This window comes from Intestinimonas sp. (assembly GCF_026169115.1).
Lineage (GTDB): Bacteria > Bacillota > Clostridia > Oscillospirales > Oscillospiraceae > Intestinimonas.
Map to the genome: position 1 here is coordinate 1 of NZ_JAPFEA010000024.1, position 3,911 is coordinate 3,911.

The 3,911-nt window shown below is 55.1% G+C and carries 3 protein-coding genes and 1 pseudogene; 2 read left to right on the forward strand and 2 right to left on the reverse strand.

Annotated elements, in window-relative coordinates:
• Positions 1–257, reverse strand: a pseudogene (locus Q0Y09_RS02200) (hypothetical protein); the annotation flags it as partial.
• Positions 258–293: 36 nt separating this feature from the next.
• Entirely contained in the window at positions 294–1,073 is a 780-nt protein-coding gene (locus Q0Y09_RS02205) for an AAA family ATPase (RefSeq protein ID WP_297716925.1), read from the reverse strand.
• A gap of 150 nt (positions 1,074–1,223) precedes the next feature.
• Between Q0Y09_RS02205 and fliD the strand changes: the two genes are divergently transcribed.
• Both fliD and Q0Y09_RS02215 read left to right on the forward strand, forming a co-directional pair.
• A complete protein-coding gene (fliD, locus tag Q0Y09_RS02210; RefSeq protein WP_297716927.1) occupies positions 1,224–3,680 on the forward strand; it encodes a flagellar filament capping protein FliD in 2,457 nt (818 codons plus the stop codon).
• A gap of 27 nt (positions 3,681–3,707) precedes the next feature.
• A partial coding sequence (locus Q0Y09_RS02215) for a flagellar protein FliS (protein ID WP_367184321.1) occupies positions 3,708–3,911 on the forward strand: 204 nt, incomplete at its 3' end.

The following is a 3,911-nucleotide window of genomic DNA, read 5'->3' on the forward strand; positions in this document are numbered from 1 at the left end:
GCATGGTTTTCCATAGCCTCCTCCTGCATCAGGCTTGCTTCCAGCGCGTCCTTGATCTTGGAGGCCACAGCGATGTCATTCTGGATGGAGGCGATGATGGGCGGCGTGGGCACAGGCGTCTGGGCCGACGCAGGCTGGGGGGCTGCCGGCGCTTCGCCGGCGGCGGGGGCAGGGATGGAGGCTCCGCCGCGGTTCCTGCTGAGCAGGTTCATGACGTGGGCCGTCTTGCTGGTGTTAGATTCTTTGGCTGACGACATATTAAAAACTCCTTGTATGCGAAAAACTGAACGGGATCAGCGGCGCTCCGGGGCCGGGAAGCGGGGGCCGGCGATGATGTTTACGACCTCCATCAGGTCTGCGGCGGGCTTGGACGACGGCTTGTAGGTCAACACGCTTTGCCCGTGAGCGGGGGCCATGGCGACATCCACGCCCCGGCGGATCTTGGCCGGGAGCACACGGCTGCCCAGCTGGGCGGCCACCTCCTCCGCCATCTCCAGCACCTCTCTGGACAGGGTGAGCCGGGCGTTGAACTTATTGAACAAAAGACCGATCACTTTCAGGTCCGGGTTGAAGGAGGCGCGGACGGCTTCGACGGTATCCTGGATCTGAGAGATGCCGACCAGACTGAGGACCTCGGCCTCCATGGGGATAATCAGGCCCGTAGAGGCGACATAGGCGTTGATGGTCAGAAGGTTCAGGGCCGGCGGCGTATCAATGATGAAAAAGTCATAATCGGCTTTCAGCGAACTGATGAGCTGGTGAAGCATAAATTCCCGCCGGGGCGAGGTAAATTCAGCCTCCGCCGCAGAGAGCATGATATCCGAGGAGAGCACATCGCCATATTCTGTATGCGCGATGGCCTCATAGGGGCTTTTGGCGCCTTTCAGGACATCGTAGATGGTATCGCTGCCGCCGATGTCCAGGCCAAGGGAAAAGGCCAGGTTCCCCTGGGGGTCCAGGTCGATGCCCAGCACCCGCGCGCCGCGCTGACGCAGGCCGCAGACCAGGGCGGCGGTGACGGTGGTTTTCCCGACTCCGCCCTTTTGATTTGTAACGGTTATGACCTCTGACAAGATCAATCCCTCCCGGAACAAAAACTATGAGTTTTACTCTTATTTTTATTGTACTATATGTCGATAAAAAAACATAGAGGGAATGAGCATTTTTTTGAAAAGATCATCCCACCAAGTGAAAAATCAGATTTGTGAAAGGAGTAAATCACTATGACTTCTATCAATGGATTGGGCAGAAGCAGCATGAGCAGCATTTATGGGAACCGGAATGTGATTTCTGGCCTGGCAAGCGGCATGGATACGGAAGCCATGATCGAAAATGCGATTGCGGGCTATAAAATGAAGATCAGCAGTCTCCAGCAAAAGCAGACAAAGGTGACCTGGCAGCAGCAGGCTTTGAGAAGTATCATTGACAAGCTGGCTGATTTCTCCCAGAAATACACCTCCTATGCTTCCAGCACCAATCTGCTGAGCTCCAGCTTCTTCAACAGCTCCGTAAAGGTTTCGACCCATGGTACCTATGCCGACAAAGTCTCCGCCACCGGAAAGACCAACAGCACGGTCCAGATCCTGGGCGTAAAGCAGCTGGCGTCCGCGGCCACCTATAAGAGCAAGCTGAACGGGGTGACGTCCGATGGGAGCATCCAGCTGGGTAAGGTGGATCCGTCGCAAAATAACATCACCGTCAGCAACCTGACCGGCAGCCTGACCATCGCCAACGGCGACAGCGCCTCTGTCACCATCGAGCTGACCGAAGAGGATATGGCCGGCGTGACGGACATGGCTGGACTGGCAGATAAGATCAATGCAAAGCTGGAGGAAGCCAAAAAGAACGGAGGGTATAAAGGCGAAATCAAGGCAGTCCACAGTGGCAATACCATTACGTTTACGGGTACAAATAATACCTACATCAAGTCAATCAGCGGCAAAATCCGGGATACGCTGGACATTGAGTCCGGCGAGAAGCCTGCGAAGCTGAGCTATGACGAGAACGCGAAGAAGCCTTGGGAGAGTAAAGTCACCTGGGCGGATCAGGTGGACGGCAAGGAGATCAGCATTACGCTGGATGGCGTGACAAAAAGGTTCACCCTAAATGCCGTGGATGAAAAGGGTAATGAGCTAGACTATGCAGATGTCATGGACGGGCTCAAAAAAGAAATTGAGTCTGCGTTTAACAAGAAGGTGACGATGGAAGGGGATAGCTCTACTGGCTGGAAGCTGGGGGTCGCTGCCGGCTCCACACTGAGCGTTTCCAGCTCCGTCGGCAAGCTGCTGGGCATGGACAGCAACAACGAGACCAGCTATACGAACATGAACAAGACGCTGGGCGAGTTGCTGGAAGGTAGGCTGAACAAAGAATGGGCCAAAGCGGATCAAGTAGACGCATCTGCGCTCACCCACGTGAAGGATGACCTGTATAAAGATAAGAATGGCAACATGCTCAAGAAGGAGGGGGACTCCTACTACCGGGTGAATGACGAGGGCAACAAGTACCTGTACGATTTCAAGCTGAATGGCAAAACCATTGGCAGCTTCACAGAGGACAGTACGCTGGAGAGCGTAATCAGCGCCATCAACAAAAATAGCGAGGCCGGGGTGGACGTCAGCTTCTCCAAAATCAGCAACGAGTTCCAGTTCACCTCCCGGGAGACCGGCTCCCAGGGCAAGATCGAGATGAAGGGGCTGGCCGCCGAGCTGTTTGGCAAAGCGGGCGGCGATGTGGAGGTGGAAGGCAAGGACGCCATTTTCTCCATGGCTGTCAACGGGAAGGTGTTTGACGGCATCAGCCGAAGCGGAAATACCTTCGATGTGGACGGTCTCCAGGTCTCCCTGAAAGGGACCTTCGGCGATTATGTCACTAACGATCCCAATGATGATCCTAATGCGCTCAATGTTATAGAAAAGCTGGGTAAAGACGAAGATAAGATCAAGGCCGTGGGAGATAACGCCGTCTCCTTCACCACTGCCGCCGATTCGGTCAAGATCGTGGACACCATCAAGAAGTTCGCCGAGGATTACAACGCCATGGTGAAGGAGATCAAGGACGCCTACGCCACCCTGCCGCTCCAGAAGTCCAACGGCGCGTCCTACGAGCCGCTGACCAGCGACGAGCTGGAGGGCATGTCCGAAACAGAGATCAAAAACTATGAGGAAAAGGCCAAGCAGGGCCTGCTCTTTGGCGACCGGGACCTGTCCAACCTGTATAACCAGCTGACCAACTCCTTCAACTCCAACACCGCGCTGAAAAAAATCGGGATCGAAGTGTCGTACAGCAACGGCCTGAGCACCCTGACGGTGAACGAGGAGAAGCTGCGCGCCGCGCTGGACAGCGACCCGGAGCAGGTCCAGGAAGCATTTACCTCCGCCGCCGGAAACGGCAAAACCATGATGGAATCCATGAAGGAGACCCTGGACCGGTACGGCAGCGTGGTCGGCACCAAGGGTATCCTGGTGGAGCGAGCCGGTTCCCCCAAGGCTGCGAGCACGTTGCTCACCAATACCATGCAGAAGGTGATCGACAACTTCGAAACGCAGATCCAGAAGTGGACGGATAAGATGACCGATCAGGTGGATCGCTACACCAGACAGTTTTCCCAGCTGGAGCAGCTGATCGCGCAGATGAACGCCCAGAGTTCCTCGCTCAGTGGACTGATGGGTGGATTTTGAGGGAAGTGGTGACTGCCAGTCATGGACATGAGAGGGTACCAAAACTACAAAATGCAGAGCATCAATACCATGACAAAGGGAGAGCTCCTTCTGCTGCTGTACGATGAGCTGGTCAAGCGCCTGACACAGGCTGAGCTCGCGTTGGACAAAAAAGAGTTTGAGCCCTTTGAAGCGTCCGTGCAGCGTGGAATTGAGATCATCACGTATTTGGATGATACCCTTGATATGAAA

Excerpts from the sequence above, each read along its gene's own strand:
- fliD (WP_297716927.1), top strand. The coding sequence starts at position 1,224 with ATGACTTCTATCAATGGATTGGGCAGAAGCAGCATGAGCAGCATTTAT.